Genomic DNA, 22,837 nt, shown 5'->3' with positions numbered 1-22,837 from the left:
TATTTCTACAAAAAGAATAATGTTTTTTTCGTTTTATAGATACAATTTCGTATGAATAAGGAGAATTCTTTCGGGAAGTGCGGTTAAATTCTTTAATACTAATTTCTCACTTCAATTTCTCTTAATAACCGCGTTACCGATTCCTTTTCACCAGATTGCCCATAGATTCCATCCCCTTTTACCAAAAAAGAGCTAAGATGTTTGCTCTTAGCTCCTTCTTGGTAAAATCGATTTATTTTTACAATTTTTCAATCATTATTTCACTTCATTAGCCACAAAAAAGTGTTCACATACATTTGATATACGTTGCAAGTCCACATTTCCACCGGATATAACTGCAACTACTTTTTTTCCTTTTATATATTTATCAACTTTTCCTGAAAGAAGCGCAGCGGTAGCTAATGCTCCAGCCCCTTCTACAACAGCTTTCCCGCGTTGTAATAAATCTTTCATCGCCACTTCTAGCTCTTCTTCCGAAACTGTTACAATATCATCTACTAGTTCCTTTACAACTTCGAAAGTTAAGCTGCCTGGTATTTTAACTGCACAACCATCCGCTATAGTCGGTGCATGATAATGCTCCACGATACTTCCATTATCATAAGAGGCTTTCATTCCATGAACATTGTCTGCTTGAACACCAATCACATTAATTGATGGATTAAAAGATTTTAATGCAACAGCAATTCCAGAAATAATTCCTCCTCCACCAATAGGTACAATGATTGTATCAACATCCCACAAATCATCAAGAATATCTAAACCAATTGTTCCTTGTCCAGCCATTACTTCTATATCATCATATGGATGTAAGTATGTCTCTCCTGTTTCTTGTATAATTTCCTCACACTTCGCTTTGGCGTCATCAAAAGTTTCACCATATAAAATAACTTCGGATCCATACCCTCTAGTTGCCTCTACTTTCGCTTGAGGTGCAGAAACTGGCATAACAATTTTACTCTTAATTCCAAGTAAATGAGCAGATAAGGCAACACCTTGTGCATGGTTTCCTGCCGAACAAGCAATAACACCTCGTTCTTGTTCTTGATCTGTCAAATGTGACATTTTATTAAAGGCACCACGGAATTTAAAAGAACCCGTTAATTGCATATTTTCTAGTTTCAAATAAATTTCTCCACCTGTTTTACTACTCAAATAGAAAGATTTAACTAATGGCGTTTTTCTAGCATTTTTATCAAGAACCTTTTGGGCTTTTTTGATGTCAACAATATCTAATGGCATTTTTTTGGTTATCATACTAACACTTCTTTCAATTGTTTATAATCTAACCCTAGCGTCATTCCTAAATTTTCGTAAGTAATGACCCCTTTATAGATATTTACCCCGGATGCTAATGATACTTTATGCTGCATAGCGGATTCTAATCCTTCTTTAGCAATTGCTAGTAAATATTCAATATTTCCATTCGCTAATGCGATTGTAGCGGTACGTGGGGTGGCACCAGGCATATTTGGCACTGCATAGTGTATTACGTCATGTTTAATGAATACAGGATCATCATGTGTTGTGTACTTATCAATGGTTTCAACTGTTCCACCTTGATCTATTGCGATATCTACAATAACACTTCCAGGTTTCATAGATTGAACCATGTACTCTTTCACGATTTTTGGTGGTCTAGATCCTGGAATTAAAATTGTTGAAATAAATAAATCGGCTTCCTGAATCATTCGCTCCAAGTTTTCAGTGTTTGATTCACTGATTTCAACATTTTCTTTCGCATATTTCTCTCTTAAATGAGAAACTCTTTCTTGATTTATTTCTAATATTGTAACTTTACAACCAATTCCAATTGCCATATCACAAGCGTTAATTGCAGCATTCCCTCCACCAAGAATCACAACATTTCCGGCAGGGATTCCCTCAATTCCAGATAATAAAATACCTTCTCCTTGATGTTGTTTTTCTAAGTAATAAGCACCCATAAATACTGCACGTCTACCAGCAATTGCGCTCATAGGTTTTAATAATGCTAGATTTCCATTCTCACTAATCGTCTCCCCTGCAATTGCAGTTGTGCCAGCATCTCTCATTGCCTCTACACACTCTTTAGAAGCGGCCAGATGTAAGAATCCCCATACAATAAGATCCTTTTTAAAGTAATGATATTCTGCAGGTAGTGGTTCTTTCACCTTGACTACCATATCAACATCCCATGCTTCTCCTTGCGTCACGATACTTGCACCAGCGTTTTCATATTCATCATTTGTATAACCAGATCCTAATCCGGCATCTTTTTGTACTAAAACTACATTTCCATCTGCAACTAATCTTTGAACATTTTCTGGAGTCATCCCTACACGAGCTTCTCCTTTTTTTATCTCTTTCACTACACCAATTTTCATAACAACACATCCTTTATTAGATTCAGATATAAATTATATTGTCTATGATTTGATAAACATTAAAGTAGCAAAAACCAATAAAAATGTTATGGCAATATAATTCGTTTTGCGTCTTGCTGTTGCACCTACAAGATAACACCACTCAAAATAATGAGTCAATCTATTTGTGAAAAAATTCACAAAGTAGACTTTTTTATTCAAAATTCTATTTTTATGTAACAAATAAAATTGAATCTAAGGTTCCCTTATGATATTCTTCATTTGTGAAATATATCACATATTATAATAGTAAATTTGTAAATAAGTATACATTCTTTCAACTAGGAGTGATTATAATGTCACAGCAACAACTAAAAAAGGATATTGGTTTCTTTGCAGCATTAACCACTGTTATTGGTACTGTTATAGGAGCCGGGGTATTTTTTAAACCTACTGCACTTTATGGGATAACTGGTACAGCCAGTTTAGGCTTACTTGCCTGGATCATTGGTGGGGTATTAACAGTATGTGCGGGTCTGACTGCTGCAGAACTATCTGCAGCCATCCCTGAAACAGGTGGAATGATGGCATATTTAAAGCGTACTTATGGAAACTTAACAGCTTTCCTACTTGGATGGGCACAAACTGTAATCTACTTTCCTGCTAATATCGCAGCACTTGCGATCATTTTTGGAACACAAACAGTTAGTTTATTTGGTTTAGACATTAGTGAACACAAAATGTTGATTATCGGCATTTCTGTAGCGACTGCAACATTTGTAACTCTTATGAATTTTTTAGGAGCAAAAGCTGCCGGTGGAATCCAAATGGCATCTACTATATGTAAGTTACTTCCACTAGCTCTTATTATCATTTTTGGATTACTACACAAAGGGGATGTTACTTTTCAGCTCTTTCCAATTGAAGCTGGACCAGACAAATCGTTTATATCTGCACTTGGATCTGGTTTACTTGCAACAATGTTTGCATATGATGGTTGGATTCATGTAGGAAATATCGCTGGAGAAATGAAAAACCCTAAAACAGACTTACCAAAAGCAATTGTATTAGGGTTATCAGCTGTTATGGTTATATACTTACTTATAAACATTGCGTTTCTTATGGTCATGTCCGCAACATCACTTGCATCGACTGATACTCCTGCTTCTGAGGTAGCAACAATTATTTTTGGCGCAATGGGTGGTAAATTAGTTACAATCGGTATTTTAATTTCTGTATTTGGAACAATCAATGGTTACATTATGACTGGAATGAGAATTCCATACGCTATGGCAGTTGAAAATAAATTACCATTTAGCAAATGGTTTGCTACATTAACTAAACATAGCAAAGTCCCTTATAACTCTGGTTTATTTATGTTATTTGTATCTATTATCATGATGGTCTTTGGTGGATTTAACACTCTAACAGATATGCTAGTCTTTGTAATATGGATATTCTACACAATGACATTCCTTGCTGTCTTTATTTTACGAAAAAGAGAGCCAGAACTTGTACGACCTTATAAAGTTCCACTATATCCGATAATACCAATAATCGCCATTATCGGTGGGCTATTCATTGTTATTAATACATTATTTACTCAAACACTTCTAGCACTGTCAGGAATAGGTTTAACCTTAATTGGTCTCCCTATTTATTTTACAATGCGGAAGAAGAGACCTTAAATCATAGATAATAACAGTAAACAGTAATCCTATAAAAAGATTTAAATTTTACCAATGCCATATATGAAGCCTTAATAAAAATTCAAAAGGAAAGAGCCTATTTTAACCATCAAAATAGGCTCTTTTACTTTAATGTACCTATATTACAGTAATAAGCTATATTTTCCCCCATAATATTCGACTTGGATACAGCTCATTTAGGTGATGACTTTTCCTAAAATAAATATTATGGTCAATTTCCCTTGAATATCGCTTATAGTGGTACCGCCCCATGCCCATCAATCTAATATTTTGGAATACCCACAAAACAAAAAAACAAGCTTTTTTGTTACAAGTTAGTACAAAATTTCGTTCTGAGGGTACTATAAATTTTTAGCTTGATAGCGATGTGGTCTATACCCCTATTAATAAAATTAAATTCATCAATAACTACATATCCATGTTAATATTTTAATTAATAAATATTAACATGGAGGATTAAACATGAACAATCTAAAAAACTTCTTAAAAGAGAACCCTTTTATTAAATATTCTTTATATATAATATTAGGAGCTGGAGTAATAAGAACAGGTTATGAATTTGGCTATTTCATTACAAACCTCACATTATAAAACAATAAGTGGTGTTAATTAACATAACACCACTTATCAGTAGTCCATGTATCTAGAAATCTCAAAAAGTCCCTTCAGATTTTCTGAAGAGACCTTTTATTCATAAAACTATTAGAAAAGTTACTTAAGAGATTTTTTTCCAATTTGAATAATAATAAATGAACTGAATTAATAAAGTTATTACTGCAATGCCAGTTAAGGTTACAAAATTAGTTAATCCCAAATCCAATAAATATATTACTATTAGCGAGATAACTACAAGAGGAATTGAAGCTAAAACATTATAAAAACGTTTTTTATAAAAAAGATGATCTTTTTCATTTATATAATTATCGACCATGAAAATCCTCCTCTTTCTTTTCTAAACTTCATGTATATTCACATTAATACAACACCTAAATTTTACCACATCATGAGGTATTATTAACATAATTCTCGATTGCGGAAGTTAAAATTACTAATTATTTATGAAATCTTTTCTTTTGTGCGAGTAATGTTTCTTCTCCGTAAAGTGAATATAATCAATTCCTATGCATGGACTGAGATCCCCATCCAAAATATTGGTACCACCAAAAGCTAAATGCTTTAATTGGTACAATTCCTTAACAAAACCAATGGAAGATATATCACCACAATTCCAAAGAATAAAAAACTCTAGTGCCTTTAAATTCCCAATCCTATATAAGTTTTCGATACTTTTACACGCCTCAATTTCTAATTTTTGTAAAGAATAATTTAAGCCTTCTAAATCTCCTAAATCATTTAATGTTCGTAAATAATTCAATTCTAATTTCCTTAAGCTTTTTAACTTTCCTATACCTGTGAGAGAACTTATTTTACATTGAGTAAGAACTAATTCTTCGAGCTGTTCTAAATTTGAAAATGCCCTTAGGTCAATTTCATTTTTTCCATCCAGAACAGTTGAATCAGTTAAACTAAGGGCTTTTAAATTTTTTATATGATATAAACCCGAAATATCCTTTAAATAATTGCTATCCAAGGATCTTTCTTTAACGGTAGGACATTCACTTAAAAAATTCACGTCTTCGCTTTTATAATAGCAGTCTATTATAGCTACCTGAGTAATCCGATGTTGGTTTATATACTCAATACATTCACCCAAATACTTATTTGATACTAAAACTTCTATCCCATCTGAGTCTTCTCTTACTCTGACATTACCGATCTTTTTTTCCATATGTACCTCCAGGATATATTTCTCTATTTATTAATATACCTTTAAACATCACTTATTTGTGAAGAAGAAACACAATTCAACTTATGTATAGTACATTCGTTTCTAGTTCACATAACGTCTCATTATCGGTAGTATCCAAAAAAGCTAACTTCTTAGCTTTTTTGGATAAGAAGTTAGCTTTTCGTTTTTGGAGTATCTCGTTTTCCTTAGCTTGATGGTGATGGGGTAGCACCAAATGCCCATCAACTTAATATTTTGAAGTATCCCCAAAACGATAAAAATGAACTTCCTTGCTATAAATGACACAAATTTTTTGTTTTGGGGGCATTATAAAATTTAAACTTGATGGCGATGCGGCAGGACCCCTACTATAAGGGGATCTTATTACTCCCTGTTTACTCATCTTTTATTTTAATAGATATTTTATATTAATAAGTTGTTAAGCTTTTTGATCCATATAAATTTAAATACTCTTGAATTTTAGAAAGATGAACATAGGTTTTACCATGCTCTTTTTCCATATAACTCATTACATCAGAGATTTTAGCTACTGCATATATTGCTACACCATAATTTTCGGATGCCTCTTCTAAGGCTGACAGTTGAGACTCTAACGCTTTTTCCTCTCTATCAAGAGCAACAAGAAATGCGGATAATTCTCCACCTTCTCTCTCGATAATTTCTTTTGTTTCTTTAATTGTTCTGCCCGATGTAATAACATCGTCTACTGCAAGTACTTTTCTTCCTTTTAAAGATGTCCCAACAATATTTCCACCTTCACCATGGTCTTTTGCCTCTTTACGATTAAACGCATAATTAACTCGTAAGCCATGTTTATAGAATAAAGCCATAGATGCAGATAGGGAGATTGGGATTCCTTTATATGCAGGGCCGAAAATAACATCAAATTCGATGTTATTTTCTATAATACTAGAGGCATAGGCTTCTCCTAATTTAGCTAATTTAACTGAATCATCAAATGAACCAAAATTGAAGAAATAGGGACTATTACGTCCTGATTTTAATTTAAAATTACCAAATTTAAGAATTTCCTCCTCGAAAATGAACTGTATAAATTGATTCTTATTAGTATTCATTTCACTATTTACCCCCTTTTATCAATAGAAGATACACTTATATATTTATGATAATTGGAATCTCGTTTCTGTTTCTTTTTATAATTTATATACCAAAGCAGCAAAATTAATATAGACTGCGAACTTGACATCTACACTTCCTAGACTAAAGTTACACTTTCTAAATTGTTTGGTTTCATAAACTTCTTAGCATCTATTCTTTGTTGAAGTTGTTCTTCTTCTAATAATATTATGCCTTTTTTCTCTAACCAAACATCATCATAAATCTGATCCAAATAATTTATTCCTGTATCTGGAATAATGGCCACAACTGCCTTTGCATTACTATTATTAAGCCATGCCAAAGCTGAGACGACTGATAATCCTCCAGAACCGCCTATCATGATTCCATACTTCTTAGCTAATATACGACAAGTTGAAATCGCTTCTTGATCACTTGCTATACAAACTTGATCTATAACTTCTAAATTTGTATTTTGTCCTCTCCAGCTCAACCCAACTCCGTTAATTAAATAGGGATTAAATTGATTTTGGAATACAGCAGAACCTTGTACATCACATGCAATAACATTAATTTCAGGATTAAATTGCTTAATAAATTTGCCAACTCCGCACAAATGTCCACCTGTACTTACTGCACCTACAACAGAATCAATAGGTAAATTGACTATTTCTTTACCGGTAGTCTCGGCATGAAAATTAGGATTATCAGGATTATCATATTGATTTGTCCAATATGCATTAGGATATTGCAATATGAGCTCTTTTACACGTTGAATTCTCGCTTTTTGGAAACCACCATTTTCATCTGGAGTTTTTACCATTTCAACCCTAGCACCATATGCGTTATACCATTTTAATAGGCTAGAACTAATCTTTGGATCCACTACAATGATTACCTGAAATCCATAAACGGCCCCCAACATAGCCAAAGATTTACCTAAATTTCCTGAAGTGGATTCTATTAAAATATCACCTTTTTGAATCTTCCCATTTTTCATAGCAGCTTTCACTAATCCAAGAGCCGTTCTATCTTTCACACTAAAATTGGGATTAAAGTAATCTAGTTTTAAATATAATTTTTTACCATAAGGTACCAAATCACTTTTAAAATCTACAACGGGTGTATTTCCTATGCATTCTGTAATATTGTCATAAATCATACATTTATCACTCCACGATTTTGATATGCCCTTTAGTACTAGTTAGAATTTTATTTCCACTAGAAGAAATTAAAACCGGATCCTCTACGTGCAATGCTCCTAATCCAAACTCATAATATGGTGTTTCTACAGATAAGACCATTCCATCTTCAATTACATCCTCATTATTTGGAGCAAGTATAGGCAGTTCATATGGTTCCAACCCTATACCATGCCCTACGTGATGTCTTCTGTATTCTTTGAAACCAGATTTATACACTGCATCCATCGTTAAGTCAAAAACATCTGATCCCTTCATGCCAGGTTGAATTTCTTGCATAGCTATACATTGTCCTTTATAAAGTGCATTAAATTTATCATACTCTGGTCTAATATACTTATACGATAAAACTCGCGCAATATCTGCCCAATATCCGTCACACACAATATCACAGTCAAACCAAATTAAGTCTCCTGGCATTAATTTAATATCCTTACTTTGCCTACGCTGACCACCAACAGCATGTCTTCCGACTTTAATCATTGGTAAAACAGGTAATGCTCCTTTTTTAGCAATAGAACAATTAAAAATATTGGCTATTTCATATTCACTTATACCTTCAAATAAATTAGTAGCTACATCTTCAATTGCATTCTCTATACATCTTGCTGAATTAGCCAATGCCTGAACTTCATGATTTGTTTTTACTGATCTAACATGCCTTAAAATATTAGATGCCGAAACTACATTACTTTTTTTGAAATTATTACTAATAGCATCGATATGATATGATTGCATTCCATCCTCATCTATACCTATGTTACAATGTTCAATGTCTATATCTTTTAAAAGGGCAATAAGCGCCTCTATCCCACTAGAATGGCTCGCATCGACATTGGATAATAGTTTCAGACGCTCTTCTTCTTCAGAAAGAAGAACATTATTTTGATGTTCTCTATAAAAAACCCCATAAGTATATATTTTTCCTATCTGCACTCGTGCATCTAATACTTGATCAATTTCCCCAATAGAATGTACAATATGGACAATTTCAGGATTATCTATTGTAATAACTGAATAACATTGTCCAAAATATGGATTTAATGTCTTTACAACCGGCTGAAATCCTGTAAAATAACGAATATTTTCTTTTGTAGAAGCAATAATTGCATCTAACCCATTTTGTTTCATCTTATTAACTAAACGTTCTATATTATAAATCAATGTAATTGTTCACCTCAATATCCATAGTCAATCCCAGTTCTTTATTAATTCTAACACGGCAGGAGCTAATAAATTTTTATCTTTATATTCAATCCAACTTACTTCACTAATCTCTGCCTTAGGTTGAATTTCCCCTTCCCAATCCGCGGAAAAACATACAAGATCAACTACTGCTTCTTCGTTATAAGCTGGTCCTGTGACCGTATATAAATATTGAATACTCTCTGGAATTAATTTAATATTTAACTCCTCAAGTAGCTCTCTTCTTAACGTTTCACTGGCCTTCTCGTCTTGTTCAATTTTTCCACCTGGTAGATACCAATGTTTATTATCTCGTACTCTTACTAATAATAATTTATTGTTTTTTTTTTAACGAGACATGCACACTTTATCAGTTTCACTTTTCAATATCCTTTCCACCATATTGTACATTTTGCCTTTTTCATATGATAAATAATGACCAGCAGCTATACGCATTGGGTCACCAGCATGATAGTACTCATATACTAATTGACGTTGTCCGAAAGCATCTCCTGAAGCATCCCATGCTAAGTTAAGTAGCATTGTTCTTTCTTTTGCATCGAATTCACCTGTTGAAAGAGCGGTCATTAAGTAATCTCCATTTTCATTGAAAAAGTCTTCATGATGGGGTGTCGCAAGCATAGAACCAGCAGCTAGCGATTGAATGCATTTCACCATTTTTTCATACATTTTTGGAAAATTATATCTAATTGCTTGGATTGCATTAATACTTGGTGTTATTACTCCCTCATTACTCACATATGCATCTTGTTCACTTAACACGATACTTGCCTTTAACAACTCTACATAGGATGTTAACTCTCCTAATTTTTCTTGAATGTTTATAAATTGATTCAGTTTTAGCATTTCAGCTAGCTTAATAGCAATGCCAGTTAAAAGCTCAGCTTTTGCCAGTCCTCTTACAATTCCTTGATGCCCTGTATGGTGCCTTGCAAAAGTCTTATCATAAAACTGATTAGATTTTTCTACATCTCTAAATATTAGAACTCTATCCCAAGGAATAAATACTTCATCTAATAATAAATAAGCATCTATTTCATCAAATTGATTTGTTAATGGATGATCAAACTTATCATAGCCTTCTTTGACCAAAGGTTTTCTGCATATTATTTTTAAACCTGGAGAATTCACAGGTAGAGTAAATGCTACAGCATAATCTTCATCTCCTGCCTTAAGGCCCGGCATATTAAAAATTAGGAGTTCATCTGCAATTGGAGCTAATGTAACAATCATTTTTGCACCTTTAACCACAATTCCTGATGCGTCATAACTCACCACATGTACACCTGCAAAATCATGTTCTTGTGCACCTAAAGCTTTTGAACGGTCAATCTGTGGATTAATTGATCCATGTGCTATAAATAAATTATTTGCTTTTACATGTTTATAATATTCTTCTGCATTTTGAGTATAATTTGCATTTTCATCTCTTCCAAAGAAGTTAGCATGAGCTGATAGTGTAGCTACTGCTGCATTAATAAAGTCTGGTGTTCTACCAAGCATCCCATAAGAGATATCAGCTATTTCTTTGTAAGCCTTTCTTTTTCGTTCTAAATCTTTTATGCTTCTCGGAATTAGCAAACTAATTGAGCATCGTTGACCATCCTTATCTACAAAACTATGCTCTTCTGGTTTTTCATTTTGCAAACTATAATACTCTTCCACACAATGAATTGCACCTGAAAACGCTGAATGTTTTGTTACATCTTTAACTAATTCACCATTTAAATATACTTTTCGATTATCATTAATTCTTTCTCTATACACCATTTTCTGTATACCTCCAAAATTAAGAATATTGAGTTTTTAAAAACTAATTAATACTTATTTAAATTTCACATAAATAGATTGGATCTGTATATAATCTAATGGACTCTCTCCATAGTTTTAGCATCTCTTGCCAATCTTCTTCTACATAATCCTCACGGATTATGAAGCTTAAAGGTACATTTAAATTTAAAAAACGTCCACAATTTATTGTAAACTTCGTAACACCAGCAGGAAGTAAAATACCTTCATCAACAACCTGAGCGATTTGTTTTAAACTTAAAGATGGGTAACGAATAACAATTCCATCTTCTTTTAACTCATTATTAGAAATACGTTGAAATTGATATTTATCTGTATATACATTTACAATTTGTTTCCATGTGTCTACCATTGAAAATAAATCTAATTGATTCATAAGCTTGGAATAAACATAATGATTATTCCCATCAATTGTAACGATTGCTAAATAATTATGTTCCTGAATAGGAACATCGCTCCAATATAAATTAGTATTTTTTTTAAAATCTGCAATGAAATTTCTGTCATTTGGAATATAGTGCGCCCACGAATCAATAGATATCAATTCTGATTTCACTACTTGAACAACCATTCTTTTGCAATTTAAGGATTGTAGAGACGATGTTCTATGTGCACCATCAAGTATTAAATACTTGTCCTTACTTATTTGAAAAGCAATAGGTGGATTCTTTAATTTTTGCTCATCTTTAATTTTTTTACAAATTGATTTTAATCTCTCTACTTCATATTCTTCATGTAAAAATATTTGTTCGATTGGCACTACCTTTAATGCAGATAACACAGATTTCCCTCCCTAATCTCTTATATATCCCACTGATAAAACCAAAAATGTATAACCTGTACTTTAGAAATGATGCAATTCGTCCATTCTATTACAATCAATTAACTTATAATATTAATCAGATTTTAATAGTCTGAGAATTTCCAAACTTCTAATGATTAATAATATATCAAACCAAAAATAATTATTCAATAATATATGGTAAAATTTATTATTTTTTTACAAAAAAGTAATTGTCTGACATCGCACTTCAGATTTCATACATTTCATTTCCGTTAATTCTTTAAAATCCCTAACACTATCATGAATACACATCTTTTCTTTATTAAAAGTATGGTTTGAATTTTAATAATATCTACTGGAGAACTTAAATAGTCTTATATTTGTAAACTATTATCACCAGAAAAAAACTTGATAAAATTTTATTAGAAAATTTTATCATTATCAAACTTTTCAGTTTCATCATCTTGTAGTTATTAAATACAGGAGATATCATATCCATATCCAATTTTTTTGTTTTAAGCAGAAAAAAAGAGGGAACTTATTATAAGATTCCCTCTCTATTTATTACAAATTATACTATTAATCTTTTTATTCAACCCATTTATTTACAATAACATGGTTATAATCTTTCATTTGTGCAAAAAGTTTCTCTATATTTGTTGAAGATAGAATTAGATTAAGATTTTCTGGTCTTGCAAATCCTCTATCAACTGTATGTTGTAACATATTAATTAAGGGATCAAAGAAACCGTCTACATTAAGTAACCCAACTGGTTTTTTATGTATACCAATTTGTCCCCAAGATAAAACTTCAAACATTTCTTCATAGGTTCCGTATCCACCAGGCAATACAATAAATCCATCAGCCATTTCATTCATCTTTTGTTTACGCGAATGCATAGAATCCACAACTATTAAATCAGTAAGTCCTTGATGTGCAATTTCTTTATCTCGTAAAAACTCAGGAATAATGCCTACTACATTTCCACCAGCTTGTAAGGCAGAATTTGCTACACTCCCCATTAATCCCACTTTACCTCCACCATAAATTAATGTGGTATTTTTTTCACCTAAAAATTCTCCTAATTTTTCAGCTGCTTTTTTATACTCTTCACTTTCTCCATAATTCGATCCACAAAATACACATATTGAATTCATGATTTCGACTCCTCATTTCCAAAATATATTTCTATGTCACTACCATTAATAATCATAACAAAAAAATTATATCAAATTTCTTTTTTATTTTTTTATAAAAATATTAAGAAAAAACTCTTATGTCTGAAAATACAACTTAAAAAACATTTGAATAACATTTACCTATGGAATATAATGGGTGAGGCGAGCTCGCTATATTCATAAAATACGATTAGTTTTTAAAATATTATTATATATATTTTTATTTTTAACAATTCTATATCAATGGGAGATATTTTATTATGTGGATTTTATTTTTAATATTTGCCTTTTTGGCTGGACTTGCTTTACCGATTCAATTCAGTATTAATGCACAACTTCGTACTGTTGTAGGTTCACCTCTTGTTGCTGCAACTATTTCTTTTATAGTTGGTGCAATCACTTTATTCACCGTTTCATTATTTAAAGCTGGTTTTAGTTTTAATAAAGGTATTGCATCTGCACCATGGTGGGTGTGGACTGGAGGCGTTTTAGGAGCTTTTTATGTACTAGCTACCATTATTCTTATTCCAAGAATTGGAGCGGGAACAACCGTAGCTTTGGTGCTCGCTGGTCAAATTGTTGCATCTGTATTAATAGATCATTTTGGTTTAATTAATGTTCCTATACATCTGTTATCCTTACCACGTATTCTTGGCGCTATTTTAGTAATTATAGGTGTTATACTCATCCAAAAATTCTAGTTATAAATTATTACCTAGAATACTTTACATTGTTCATTTTAGATAAGGAGTTTTTAGCATTCTTTTAACTTTAATAATTTGAAGGGAAGATTCTAACCATGTATGCAAATATCCGCAAGTTATTATTTAAGATGGACCCTGAAAAAGCTCATACACGAACTATTCAAGCTCTAAAGGTTATGCAATCATTTTCATTTGCTAGAGATTTATACAATACAAATATGAGCTTGAATGATTCTAGATTAGAATGTAAATTACTAGATATTAAATTTCCTAATCCCATTGGTTTAGCAGCTGGTTTTGATAAGTTTGCTGATGTATATCCAGCTCTTGCATCCCTTGGTTTTGGCTCAGTTGAAGTAGGTTCTATTACACCTAACCCTCAGCCTGGAAATCCTAAACCTCGCCTATATCGTTTACCCGAGGACACAGCACTTATTAACCGTATGGGGTTTAATAGTGAGGGATTAAATAAAGCAAAGCAAAACTTTATGACTTTACCACGTCCAGCTATACCTCTAGGAATTAATTTAGGAAAAAACAAAGATACTCCAAACCAAGACGCCAATTTGGACTATCAAAAAGGACTGGAAACACTCTATACTCATGGCGACTATTTTGTCATTAATATTAGCTCTCCAAACACTGAAGGATTAAGAGATTTACAATATGTCGATAATTTAAAGCCATTATTAACTTCTATTTTAACTAAACGTGATGAATTATGTAAAAAACATAGTCAATATCGTCCTATTGTTTTAAAGATTGCTCCCGACTTAACTCCAGAACAACTTGAAGGAGTTATTTCAATAATTTTAGAAGTAAAAGTTGATGCAGTTATTGCTGCAAATACAACTATTTCTCGTACTAATCTAACTTCTAAATATCAAGAACAAAGTGGTGGTTTAAGTGGTAAACCATTAAACTCACGTTCTACAGAAATTATTTCTAAAGTCTATCAACAAACTCAAGGGAAATTACCTATCATTGGATCCGGTGGTGTTTTTACTGGAGAAGATGCATATGAAAAAATTAAATTTGGTGCTTCGCTCGTACAGCTCTATACTAGTATGATTTATCGAGGCCCCTCTGTTGCAAAACAAATTAACCAAGAAATTTTAAATTTACTAGAAAAAGATGGACTTTCTAGTATTACTGACGCTATTGGCCTATATCACAAATGAGTTCTGCCCCGCTTCGAAAATTGAAGCGGGGCAGAACTCATTTGTGATAACTTTTTTCATGTTTCCTTTACATTTTTCATGAGTTAGTAACTATTTTATTGAAGCTTGAATTTCATTCCAAGTCATCGGTTCTTTATTTGTAGTTTCACAATTGCTCCATCAACAGGACAAATGAAAATAACCTAAATCTCGGATACATAAATCATTCGCTGTTACGGTTGGGGCACACAGGGAACCGTAGGTTCGATCATGTTGTTTACCTGGACCTGTATGAATATGAAGGAACTGTCCACTTAATAAATCATACTCAAGCTGAATCTTTACTCCCGCTGTATGGCTGCATCCTCCTGCACCTGGATAAACGAATGAAAAGGGATCTGGAAGTTGAAATGCAGTTGAATCTAAAATACGAATACGCTTGAAAATAGAAGTGTACGGAGAAGAGAGCAGCTTAGCTGAAGATAACTTTTGGTTGAGAAGTTTGGCTAATACTTGTTGTAGAAACTGCACGGCTGCAGCGTTAAATCGTTGATTTAGTCCTTCGGAACTGATGAGCACTTCTGTTGATGCTTCTAAATAACTACATAATTGGGTTAAGGGCGTTTTTGCTACACTTTGGCTTATCCATACACATAAAGCTATTAAATCTTGTGCTCGATACTTACTTGCTCGCTGTACAAACCCAACATCTCTAGCTAGATTCTGTAAGGTATTTGGGGATAAAAGACTCTGAATCTCCTGTGCGAATAGTTGTAGTTCGTCAGATACAGAAATAGACATACAAAAACGCCATCCTTTCTGTATATTTCTACAAAAAGAATAGCGCTTTTTTAATCATATAGATATAAATTTATTTCCGCTTAATAATGAAAAGATAATCCAATAAAATGTGAATTTGAAAATTTTACATTATTTAAGGTAATCGAATCTCAAATTGCATTAAAAATCCTAAATCTCCTTGGTAACTTAATTTTCCTTGTTGAATCAATTGATATACTCGAAAAGCTAAATATGTATCTCCTATACATGGATTACTTTCTCCCATGACTTCCCCAACGATACGAGATACTTTTTGATATTCCTTTGATGTATTTTCTAAAATAGATGCATCATAATAATCCTCAGGTACAGCTACTATTTTCCCATTTAATAATATTCTTAATACATCTTTCGTTTGAGACCATTTTTCCCAATCACTTATTAAACTTTCAATTGTTAGATGGGACATGTTTTTTTTCATTTGAAGAGCATCTAGAATCAGTTTTGGCGGCATTTCACCTAAACCCTTTATCACATATGGAATTTCTTTGTTTTGCAAATCACGCACCTTGTATTCTATATGATGACTGTACTCTGTAACATTCACTTCTTCGAATCGAATATTTTTATTTTGGAGTAAAAATGCTACAAATCTCAAACCGATTTCATCAGATGTGTTGTTACCGTGCCATAAGATTACTTTACTATCATTTGGAACGTCTGTTGCAATTGGTGAATTTTTTTTAAGAATTGTTTCAATCCAATCTAAATAATCTTTATCTGAGACTGGGCCTGGGCCTGTTTTGGTTAACATTTCTTTCAGCCATTGTTTTCTTTCTTGCATTCCTTCATTTGACTCTAATTTATAAATAGGGCCTATTGAAAAGTCCTCGTTCATACAAATGATTTGTTCGTTTTGGTGTTGATTACTTTTATGAAAAACGCTTTTTAAATTTCTATATGCAGAATCGCCAAAGCTAATATGTATAACATTCATATTTCATTATCTCCTTACTGACTAAATATAGCTATTTTTATATCGAAATAGCAAGTATTTGTTAAATTCCCTTTCTGATTTTATTATATATGATACAAAAAGGAATAACTATCGTACTTAATTAAGTATACATTACATTTTTGTAAGATAATTATCCCTTATGTCCGCCCAGTAAGGCAATTAAGTCTTTATTTTTATGACCGAGGTATAAATACCTCAGTCATAAAAATAACCCTCATAGAAAAAAAGCTTAATAACTGTAAAATAAATAACCGTTTCCTTAATGTACAGGGAACCGGTTATTTTGCGTCTAAACTTACAATTTTTACCAGCGCCGTTCGGTCCTAAAAACCCGTAGATCTCTCCTTTTTTCACATGCATATTAACCCCGGAAACAACCTCTCTTCCTTCGAACGATTTTGTAAGTTGATTTGTTTTTAATATATATGACATTTCGTTCTAAAAAATCTTCTTACAGCATTTATAGCCATTTCATTAAATCTCCATTTCTCCCATACACACTTTAATATCGCTTATCTTTCCTTAACAACAAATAAGACGCTAAACCAATCACAGTAGGCCTACGATAATCGCTATTACATGTTTATAACCACATTCAAGTGTCCAATTTTTTCAATAAAAAGAGAGCATCCATAGCAGGAGATGCTCTTAATGGGAAAAGAAGCGTTAACTGAGAATTAAATAGAACACGTTGATTGTCCTACATTTCAATATATGCTTGTCCTTATCAAAAGGTTCAATAAAATAGGCACCTTATTCAGGTGCCACATAAAGTGTAGGGGTACTAGTTGTATGTCAGAAAAGCCTTTCTGTATAATTATATGATGCTTGGCATTCATTATGCCTAAAGTAACCTCTAAATACGTCTATTGTGTAATTTCTATACAACAAAGAAAAAAGCAACCGTTTTGGATGCTTTACCTTTAAATATAAGTCCCAAACCAATATTTATGACTCTGTTGTAAAATTTTAAAGAGTAAGCTAAACATTTGCAACAGAACCCTTCGTGTTCAGTAAATGTTGACAAGTCCAATTTTTTTAAAGGTCATCCAACGGTATTGCATTAACAATTTTCTCACTCAAATCAAATATGTTAATTAAAATTCGTTTCTTTTCCTGATTCGTTACTATCTCCTCAACTGTAATATTACCATCTTCATTTAAATGAAAAAGTTTATTTCGACCTAGTGTAACAGCCTTTTTCCCAATGTTTTTACGAATAAATAAACTACTATTAAATGGGCTATAGTTTCGAGTATTTTCCCAACGCTCCTGTAAATATGAAAATTCGACATTATCAATCTCTAACCTACAGGTAATTTCTTTCTCACTGTGACCCGTTCGAAATACAATATCCCACAAATCATTAAAATTCGGATATACCTTGATTGTAAAAGGTATATGTCCTCCGATTGAAGGACGTTCTTGGGATAAAGGGACAATATCTTCAATCATTAAAATTCCGTCTACCAAATATTGTCGTTCTTCAATTGTAACAATGACCGTGCCATGACTTGGACCATTTTCCGGTGGAGTAAGCCCTACTATCGATCCTGCCGCAGCACGTACATCATATCCCAAAATTTTTATCAGACTATATAAACCTATTGAATGTCCCCAACATGTTCCTCCCGTTGAATGTTCTAAAAAATTCGAAAAGAATTCTGAAGGATTTCCAATTGGTAACGGACCTGACATTTGATTTCCAAAATAAATCCTTTTATGTACATTATCTTGTGGAACATTTCTGCACCATGACTGATACAGCATTCTCAGGTTATCTTCACTATTTTTAGGCCATTGTTGAAACCCCAATTTACTAATAACAGTTTCTATAAGCTCCAAACTTACACCAAATTCCAAGCATATTTCTTCGACCTTATTTATATCCTTTTTTAATAGATTCACTGTATCAACTCCATTATATATTTTGAACATTTTATGAAAATTTATAGTGTAGCTATCCTCTTTTAAATAGAAAATGACGCATTTATATAACATATTCATACTATTAGAGACTAATTCTCATTCTCTAGTATGAAAACATGTTCATTTTATGTAAATATTGTCACGTTAATAAGTAGTTTGTTTAATTTTGTATACAGCTATCATAATCGTATTTATATAAAAAATTAGTTTGGATCTATTTTTTTTACAGATGTTCCAATTTCTTTATTTACAGTGTTTTGAATGTATATCTTTGTTGTTGATTCTGAGGGTATCAGGGGATTTTAGATAAATTCAATATTTTATAAAAAAAAACGAAGTCTATAAAGAGACTTCGTATCGAAAAATAGATACTTAGGAGACTCGGAGAGTGTCTACACATCCATTGTAACCTATATATTTACAATTTTATTATTTAATTTAAAAATATGCATATTTTCATTTTTTAGATGTGAAATTTTATAAGTGTTTTAGGAGTCTCGCCACATGCCCATCAAGCTAATATTTTGAGTGTTCCCAAAACGAAAATTTTCTTTATTTTGGGGAACTATCAATTTCTTAAGTTGATAGCGATGTGGCAGTATCCCTATAAGTACCTATTTGTGCTAAGTTAACTTTTGTATTTAAAAATATGAAATATCCTAACGATTGAATTAGTTGTAACAAAATACTGTATCAAAAATAATTCGTAACATTAGGCGTACCGCCACATTTTAGCAACAATATACGCTAAGCAAAATCCGACATAAGAAAATGTTAATTTTACTACTTTAAGCGATATTACCAATCTCAAAAACGTAGATATTTGAGATAAGTGCACTTCAATGTAAAAGATGCTGAAAAGTGCTTAAATAGATTTTCAAAACTCATCTTTAAATCAAAATCTTAATTCAAATCGTATTATTGATTTTTAAGAATCCCTTAGCATATAAAAACGTTAAAATGTACGTACTACCTTATTTAAAATCGCATAAAATGTAGAAATTTTTATGGGAGTGATTTAAGCATACTCAAACTTTATAATAGAACTATATATATCGTTAATTACTTAATGATATATGTTTTATTTTTCAAATTAAATATTTCATCCACTGCCCTTTTATTTCCTCCAGGTTCTCGTAAACTTCGGCCAATAAATTTACTCGCCTCTTTATATGAAAAATTATTTAATAATGTATTTACAGCTTCTTTTAATTCGGCTACTGTAACACTTTTATGATTTAAAACTATACCAGCTTTTAATTCTTCTGCTCTTTTTGCTACAAAAGGTTGATCATTAGTAATTGGTAAAATAACAAGTGGTGTATCATGATATAATCCTTCACTTACACTATTCATACCTCCATGCGTAATGAATACATCTGCATATTTTAAGATTTCTAGTTGGGGCACATAAGGACGAATAATAAAATGAGAAGGTATGTTAGAAAATTCCATTATACCAATTTCTTTACCTATTGAAATTACAACAATCCCATTAAAATCTTTAAATGCCTGCAAGCACTTTTCATATAATTCAAATTGTTTATTCAACTCTGTTCCCATTGAAATATATATAACTGATTTTCCTTCTAACTTATATAACGGAAAATTCATTTCTTCATTTCGAGTAATTATAGAAGGTCCTATAAATTTTACATGATCATTAAAAGAATCCGAATGTGGTTGGAAATATTTTGAAGTGAAGACTAAAATCATATCACTTTCATAGTGAAAAAGTTGTTCTAATGAATGAATTTTTACGCTATACCGATTGCTTATTCTATTCATAATCGTACTACACTCTTTATACAAAGTAGAATTCACATCTATTTCTTTAAATTTTTCTTTCATACCTTCCAACATCTCTTTAGTCATTGCAAATGTTGTACAAGATGCAACTGTAGGTATAGTTAATATTTCAGCTAAAATCCTGCCTAAAATGAAATGCTGATCATAAATCATATAATCAAATTTTTCACGATTGACGCTCTCTAATAAAAAGGGAATTGCTTTCTCTGTTGTTCTTAAAAATCTATATATCATTTGTAACGGATTAAACATATCTTTCATTCTATTTTTAAAATTAATTTCTTCTAACATTCCCCCATAATTACGAAATTGAACATCTATATTTTGTAGTTTATATCGATATTCTTCTTCACAATAATAAATAACCTCTTCTCCTCTATTTACTAATTCTTTAACAACTCCAATTGTAGGATTAATGTGACCTTCAGCTGGAAAATTTATAACTAGCGCTTTTGACATAAAGAATCTCTCCATTTCAATATATTTTAATTAGAGTAGATTTCTAGTTATCATCTTAGATTGAAATTTATATTATTTTAAAGGCTGGTAATTAGACATAAATTGCTCAATTTCTTCAATAGCTTTTTTATACCCTCCAGCATCTCGAAGCGACTCTCCAACTTTACGACTCTTCTCCTTAAATGTTACATCATCCATTACTTTCTTTACAGCTTCACGTAACAACTCCGGCGTTAATTCTTTACGATTCAGTCTTATTCCAGCCCCTACTGCGGCTACTCGTTTTGCAACTAAAGGTTGATCCCCTGTCACTGGAACTACAACTAACGGAACACCATAATATAATGCTTCACTTGAGCTATTCATACCGCCATGTGTAACAAATACATCAGTATATTTCAATACTTCTAATTGCGGGACATAATTATACACTTTAAAATTATACGGAATATCCTCAAATTGATTTATATTTATTTTTTTTCCAACAACTAATATAACAGTCGCATCTATATCTTTAAAAGCTTCAAAACATTTCTCATATAACTCTGGTTGCTCATTAAAAACTGTTCCCATAGAAATGAAAACAACTTTTTCGTTCTTTAAATCTTCAATAGGAAAACTGCCTATCTCTTTACGAGTGGCAATTGATGGACCGACAAATTTATACGATTCATCAAATACATCCGAATACGGCTGATACTCTTTAGAAGTATATACAATCGTAATATCTCCGGGATGATTCATAATATCATATAGACTATTACATTCCATTCCATATCGCTCTTTCCATTGTTCCATTCCAGCTAAACACGATTGGTATAGTGGATCATTTTCATCTATTTGTCTCGATTCTTGTTCATCATTAAATATAATATACTGATTATAAGCAAAAGTTGTACAAGAAGAAATATTAGGTAATTTAAGGATATTCGCTATAATGCGTCCTACAGGAAAATGATTATCATAAATCATGTAATCGTACTTTTCTCCTTTTGTTTCTTCTATAATTTGATTAACAATACGTTCTGATGCTTCCATCATATGTGATAGCATCAGAACAGGACTACCTTCTTCATTTACTCGTTCCATAATATTAATTTGAGAAAGAAAATTCTCAAATGCTCGAAATTCCGCACCTGTTGCTTCAATCTTCTTTCTATAATCCTCAATACAATATGCAACAACTGTTTCTCCACGCTGAATTAACTCACTAACAATAGCTAACGTCGGATTAATATGACCTTCTCCAGGAAAATTTATTATGAGTACATTCGCCATTACACTCTCTCCTTTTCATTTAATATAGTTAAATTAATAATTAATTATATTAATCAATTAACACCTATTATAAACTAATCTATTCTATTCCTTCATATATTTCGCTTCATTTTATTATTGAGAAATATTTTCTACTGCTAATGTTATTACGAGCACAAGATCTTAATAACACCTAATAAATTCAACTTTTACTTTTCATATCCAGTAATATAGTTCTAACAATAATAGAGGTACCGCCACATCAATATCAAGCTAAGATTCTTAATTATCGCATAACTATCAACCTAATGAAATCAAATCCACCAAACGAGTACTTTATTTTTATACAGTTATTTATGAGAATTCAGCTCACAAAACGTTTATAAAGGTATACCCTTAAGGACATAACTTTAATCTTTATAAAATCAAAGTTTATCACGTTAATAAACATATCAAAAAGCATTTATAAACGTTTATTAAGTCTCGACAACCTTTATAAATTCCTTAGCGTACAATTTTCTTAAAATGATATGGTAACCCCTTATAGGGGTCGCTATATTTTATGAGACAATACTTTCAAAATTTTAAGAGAACAGGAGT

18 protein-coding genes and 3 pseudogenes are annotated in these 22,837 nt (G+C 31.8%); 4 read left to right on the top strand and 17 right to left on the bottom strand.

The window, feature by feature from the left end; genetic code table 11:
* Nucleotides 1-255 precede the first annotated feature (255 nt).
* The gene (gene tdcB / locus MKX77_RS26915) at nucleotides 256-1,257 is read right to left on the bottom strand and encodes a bifunctional threonine ammonia-lyase/L-serine ammonia-lyase TdcB (protein WP_341308271.1); all 1,002 of its coding nucleotides are present in this window, start codon (nucleotides 1,255-1,257) and stop codon (nucleotides 256-258) included.
* Nucleotides 1,254-2,366, bottom strand: a complete 1,113-nt coding sequence (ald, locus tag MKX77_RS26910; RefSeq protein ID WP_341308270.1) for an alanine dehydrogenase — start codon at nucleotides 2,364-2,366, stop codon at nucleotides 1,254-1,256. Before ald ends, tdcB begins: the two co-directional genes overlap by 4 nt.
* A 335-nt stretch (nucleotides 2,367-2,701) precedes the next feature.
* Here ald and MKX77_RS26905 point away from each other — a divergent pair, with 335 nt between their 5' ends.
* Both MKX77_RS26905 and MKX77_RS26900 read left to right on the top strand, forming a co-directional pair.
* Entirely contained in the window at nucleotides 2,702-4,033 is a 1,332-nt protein-coding gene (locus MKX77_RS26905; protein ID WP_340804907.1) for an APC family permease, read from the top strand.
* A gap of 483 nt (nucleotides 4,034-4,516) precedes the next feature.
* Entirely contained in the window at nucleotides 4,517-4,645 is a 129-nt protein-coding gene (locus MKX77_RS26900; RefSeq protein ID WP_001061243.1) for a hypothetical protein, read from the top strand.
* A 124-nt stretch (nucleotides 4,646-4,769) separates the two neighbouring features.
* On the opposite strand, the gene MKX77_RS26895 is transcribed toward MKX77_RS26900, so the two are convergent.
* The 9 genes and pseudogenes from MKX77_RS26895 to MKX77_RS26855 form a co-directional block, all read right to left on the bottom strand.
* The gene (locus MKX77_RS26895; RefSeq protein WP_341308269.1) at nucleotides 4,770-4,985 is read right to left on the bottom strand and encodes a hypothetical protein; all 216 of its coding nucleotides are present in this window, start codon (nucleotides 4,983-4,985) and stop codon (nucleotides 4,770-4,772) included.
* A gap of 117 nt (nucleotides 4,986-5,102) precedes the next feature.
* Nucleotides 5,103-5,843 carry a leucine-rich repeat domain-containing protein gene (locus MKX77_RS26890; RefSeq protein WP_341308268.1) on the bottom strand — a complete coding sequence of 247 codons (741 nt, stop codon included), beginning with the start codon at nucleotides 5,841-5,843 and terminating at the stop codon, nucleotides 5,103-5,105.
* Nucleotides 5,844-6,271: 428 nt separating this feature from the next.
* The gene (gene pyrE, locus MKX77_RS26885; RefSeq protein ID WP_341308267.1) at nucleotides 6,272-6,940 is read right to left on the bottom strand and encodes an orotate phosphoribosyltransferase; all 669 of its coding nucleotides are present in this window, start codon (nucleotides 6,938-6,940) and stop codon (nucleotides 6,272-6,274) included.
* A 140-nt stretch (nucleotides 6,941-7,080) separates the two neighbouring features.
* Nucleotides 7,081-8,103 carry a PLP-dependent cysteine synthase family protein gene (locus MKX77_RS26880; RefSeq protein WP_016102864.1) on the bottom strand — a complete coding sequence of 341 codons (1,023 nt, stop codon included), beginning with the start codon at nucleotides 8,101-8,103 and terminating at the stop codon, nucleotides 7,081-7,083.
* Nucleotides 8,104-8,110: 7 nt separating this feature from the next.
* A complete protein-coding gene (locus MKX77_RS26875) occupies nucleotides 8,111-9,307 on the bottom strand; it encodes a M24 family metallopeptidase (RefSeq protein WP_341308266.1) in 1,197 nt (398 codons plus the stop codon).
* 27 nt (nucleotides 9,308-9,334) lie between these two features.
* A pseudogene (locus MKX77_RS26870) lies at nucleotides 9,335-9,610 on the bottom strand (NUDIX hydrolase); the annotation flags it as partial.
* A gap of 66 nt (nucleotides 9,611-9,676) precedes the next feature.
* Nucleotides 9,677-11,119: a 4-hydroxyphenylacetate 3-hydroxylase family protein gene (locus tag MKX77_RS26865; protein WP_341308265.1), complete on the bottom strand. Its 1,443-nt coding sequence runs from the start codon at nucleotides 11,117-11,119 to the stop codon at nucleotides 9,677-9,679.
* Between the two features lie 58 nt (nucleotides 11,120-11,177).
* Nucleotides 11,178-11,939 (bottom strand): hypothetical protein, encoded by a 762-nt coding sequence (locus MKX77_RS26860; protein WP_341308264.1) that lies wholly within the window; start codon nucleotides 11,937-11,939, stop codon nucleotides 11,178-11,180.
* Nucleotides 11,940-12,530: 591 nt separating this feature from the next.
* Entirely contained in the window at nucleotides 12,531-13,100 is a 570-nt protein-coding gene (locus MKX77_RS26855; protein ID WP_341308263.1) for an LOG family protein, read from the bottom strand.
* Nucleotides 13,101-13,381: 281 nt separating this feature from the next.
* Here MKX77_RS26855 and MKX77_RS26850 point away from each other — a divergent pair, with 281 nt between their 5' ends.
* Together MKX77_RS26850 and MKX77_RS26845 are read left to right on the top strand one after the other, a co-directional pair.
* On the top strand, nucleotides 13,382-13,822 hold the full coding sequence (locus MKX77_RS26850) for a DMT family transporter (protein WP_000264902.1): 441 nt from the start codon (nucleotides 13,382-13,384) through the stop codon (nucleotides 13,820-13,822).
* Nucleotides 13,823-13,920: 98 nt separating this feature from the next.
* Nucleotides 13,921-15,006, top strand: a complete 1,086-nt coding sequence (locus MKX77_RS26845; protein ID WP_341308262.1) for a quinone-dependent dihydroorotate dehydrogenase — start codon at nucleotides 13,921-13,923, stop codon at nucleotides 15,004-15,006.
* Between the two features lie 168 nt (nucleotides 15,007-15,174).
* On the opposite strand, the pseudogene MKX77_RS26840 reads toward MKX77_RS26845, so the two are convergent.
* The 6 genes and pseudogenes from MKX77_RS26840 to MKX77_RS26815 all read right to left on the bottom strand — a co-directional run.
* Nucleotides 15,175-15,786: pseudogene (locus tag MKX77_RS26840) on the bottom strand (IS4 family transposase); the annotation flags it as partial.
* Between the two features lie 133 nt (nucleotides 15,787-15,919).
* Entirely contained in the window at nucleotides 15,920-16,762 is an 843-nt protein-coding gene (locus MKX77_RS26835) for a DUF1835 domain-containing protein (RefSeq protein ID WP_341308261.1), read from the bottom strand.
* A gap of 324 nt (nucleotides 16,763-17,086) precedes the next feature.
* Nucleotides 17,087-17,215, bottom strand: a pseudogene (locus MKX77_RS26830) (ABC transporter ATP-binding protein); the annotation flags it as partial.
* A gap of 606 nt (nucleotides 17,216-17,821) precedes the next feature.
* The gene (locus tag MKX77_RS26825) at nucleotides 17,822-18,691 is read right to left on the bottom strand and encodes an arylamine N-acetyltransferase (RefSeq protein ID WP_341308260.1); all 870 of its coding nucleotides are present in this window, start codon (nucleotides 18,689-18,691) and stop codon (nucleotides 17,822-17,824) included.
* A gap of 1,083 nt (nucleotides 18,692-19,774) precedes the next feature.
* Nucleotides 19,775-20,980 (bottom strand): macrolide family glycosyltransferase, encoded by a 1,206-nt coding sequence (locus tag MKX77_RS26820; protein ID WP_341308259.1) that lies wholly within the window; start codon nucleotides 20,978-20,980, stop codon nucleotides 19,775-19,777.
* Between the two features lie 72 nt (nucleotides 20,981-21,052).
* On the bottom strand, nucleotides 21,053-22,258 hold the full coding sequence (locus tag MKX77_RS26815; RefSeq protein ID WP_341308258.1) for a macrolide family glycosyltransferase: 1,206 nt from the start codon (nucleotides 22,256-22,258) through the stop codon (nucleotides 21,053-21,055).
* Between the last annotated feature and the right edge of the window lie 579 nt (nucleotides 22,259-22,837).

The sequence above is a fragment of the Bacillus sp. FSL R9-9410 genome (genome assembly GCF_038050385.1).
Lineage (GTDB): Bacteria > Bacillota > Bacilli > Bacillales > Bacillaceae_G > Bacillus_A > Bacillus_A cereus_U.
Note: the sequence above shows the minus strand (reverse complement) of the source record. Positions and strands in the feature narration are given on the sequence as shown.